At 67.5% G+C, this 2,616-nt stretch carries 2 protein-coding genes and 1 pseudogene; all 3 read left to right on the forward strand.

Annotated features, from left to right (window positions below):
- Positions 1-1,115: hypothetical protein (locus PHQ87_RS15830; RefSeq protein ID WP_300236527.1), on the forward strand; the 1,115-nt coding region annotated here is incomplete at its 5' end.
- Positions 1,116-1,119: 4 nt separating this feature from the next.
- Positions 1,120-1,614 (forward strand): hypothetical protein, encoded by a 495-nt coding sequence (locus PHQ87_RS15835; RefSeq protein WP_300236530.1) that lies wholly within the window; start codon positions 1,120-1,122, stop codon positions 1,612-1,614.
- Positions 1,615-1,619: 5 nt separating this feature from the next.
- Positions 1,620-2,616: pseudogene (locus PHQ87_RS15840) on the forward strand (hypothetical protein); the annotation flags it as partial.

Below are 2,616 nucleotides of genomic sequence, written 5' to 3' on the forward strand. Positions count from 1 at the left end.
CTGACACCTTTCACGTGACCCTGGCCTACGTCCAGGACGCTCCCGACAGCGCCGTCGCGGCCGTGAACGACTGGCTGAATGTGCACATCGGAAATGATGTGCGCACGCCGGTGCTAAACGCAAGGAGCATCAGCGCCTTCGATACGCTGGACGGCCTGGCCATGCATCTGCGTATCGAGCGCAACGAGGACCTGGACTGGCTCCAGGCGGGCATTGTCAAGGTATTTGACGAGCTGGGGCTGCCCGTCAGCGCGCATCACCGGCCGGATGTCTTCCAGCCGCATATTACGCTGTGTTATGCGCCGAAAGGTACGACGCTGCCTAACCACCCGATGCTGGCCACACTCTGGCCGGAGGCGGTGCAGGTGGGCCGCGAGGACTACCGGCAGGTGTCGGACCAGCTCTTCGTCAAGGCCCTGAAGCAGATCCAGGGCGACCCCTCTGAGCAGGAGGGCGCGGTAGACGCCTACGCCCAGCGCCTGGAGCGCCTCATCCTCGACATGCAGGCCGAGGGAAAGTTCCAGGATCCGGCGCGCTACGCCGCCGACGTGGACGAGCTGACCGACCGCTACGTGGCGGCGCTGGAGTCGGGGCTATCTGAAGCGTACGGCATCGGCCTGGCCGGACAGGAGCCGAGCGGCATGGGCCTGGTCCGTTTGCAGCGGGTAGCCGATACGAGCTACCGCTTCTTCCGCGACTCCTTTGCGCCGACGCTGCTGGCCATGCTGACCGGCGGCGGGGCGGCGTCGGACGTGGCCTCGTTCGTGCCGCGCCTGCGCCAGTATGCGGGGGCCTACTGGGAATCGATGTGGGAGGGCCTCGGCGACTGGGCCGAGCAGAGGAGCCGGGCGGGCCGCCGGGGCGCGCTGCGGGTGCAGCGGGTGCTTGACCCTATGGCCGCCCACTGCACGACCTGTCCACCCAAAGCCCGCATCTACGAGTCGTTCGAGGAGATGCGCGCGGTGGCCGGTGTGCCGGGCGACGGCAGCGACGACTGCCTGACCAACTGCCGGTGCAGGCTGCTCGTCGAGCTGGAGCCGGGGTCGGGGGTCTTCGTGCCGATCACGGGCGCGCCGAGCCTGTTCACCGGGCCGCTGATCCGGGTGAGGCGGTGACGGCATGCCAAGCCTGAAAGCCATCGTGCCAGACCGTATGCCCGTTGACGCAAAGCGGATGCGCCGTGAGCTGGAAGCGGCCATCAACAAGACGCTGGACGCGGTAAGAAGCGACTTTCGCCGGACGGTGCGCACCTGGAAGGAACAGCCGGTCTTCGTGCTCGTCAAAGCGCGGGCCGTGGGCGCGCACCTGGAGGGCGAGGTGCACACGACCAATGAAATCTACCGTTACGTGACGCGCGGCACGAGACCGCACCCGATCGTGGCGAAAAATGCAGCCAGGCTGCTGTTCAAGAGTAGCGGCTTCCTGCCCAAAACGCACCGGCGCGTGATAGGGTCGGGCAGGGGTCGGGAAGGGTCCGGCTGGGCAACGGCGGACGCGGTAGACCATCCCGGCACGGAAGCGCGGGAGTTTGAAGAGGAGATCGCGGCCCGCAAGCAGCGTAACCTTGAAAACGCGGTCACGGCGGCGGTCCTGCGCGCTGTGAAGGGGAGATGACCGGCATGACTGCACTGATCGCCCGCCTCAAAGAAACGCTGGCCAGCCTGTTCCCCGGCGCCGAGCTGCCGGGACTGGGCGGTTTAGTCGGACTAAACGAGCTACGCGCGCTGACGGGACGGTCCGGCTTCAAGGCGCTGCCGCACGGCCGGTGGGTGGCCTGGTGGTCGAACAACTTCGAGGACCGCCAGAAGGAGTGGTTTCCTGAGCACGCCATCGACGCCTACGTGGCGCGCCTGGACGCCGGGGCCATTCCCCAGCCGGAATTGTGGCTGTGGCACGAGCCGGTGGTCCTGGGCCAGGCGGAGTGGACGGAGCGCATCGGCCACCTGGTGGTCAGCGTGGGCCACTTCGCGTCGAGCGACGTCGGCGTCAGGGCCTGCGCCTACTTCAGCAGCACGGACGACGAGTATGCCATGTCGCATTGCTATCTGTTCCCGCCCAAAGCGTTCAAGGACGGGCAGTACCACGCCTTCAACACATTCGAGATCACGGTGCTGCCGCCCCACGCGGCGGCCAACCCGTACACGGCTTTTGAATCGGTCTACGAGGAGGTAGGGAAGATGGCGCTCACGGAAGAGAAGAAAGCGCTCCTGGATCGGGTGCTGGGCAAGGAACTGGCCGACAGCATCGTCGCAGGCGCGGATCAGCGCTCGAAAGAGCTTGAGGCGCTCGGCGTGCGCTTCAAGGACTTTGGCGGGGCCGAAGACAGCACGGGCAAAGGCGGCGAGGCGGAGACGCCGGCAGCTGCCGCGACACCGGCGACGCCTGCTCCTGCGGACGAACCACCCGCGGTGCCGACAGAGCCTGCGGCGGTCGCAACGGAGTCAAAGCCGGAGGTCAAAGAGGCCAAAGCAGAGGCGACTCCGGCGGCGCCGGTCGTGGCGGGGGCAGTGGATGCCGACGCGCGGGCGGCCATCAAGGCGCTGGCCGAATCGAGCGCGGCGAGCGCGGCGGCGCTGAACGCCGTGCTGTCGAAGCTCGACGCCCTGGAGACGCGCC

The organism is Hydrogenophaga sp. (assembly GCF_028698005.1).
In the GTDB taxonomy this organism is placed as follows: Bacteria; Pseudomonadota; Gammaproteobacteria; order Burkholderiales; family Burkholderiaceae_C; genus Hydrogenophaga.

Coding starts and splice junctions, on each gene's coding strand:
- PHQ87_RS15835 (WP_300236530.1), top strand. CDS start 1,120: ATGCCAAGCCTGAAAGCCATCGTGCCAGACCGTATGCCCGTTGACGCA.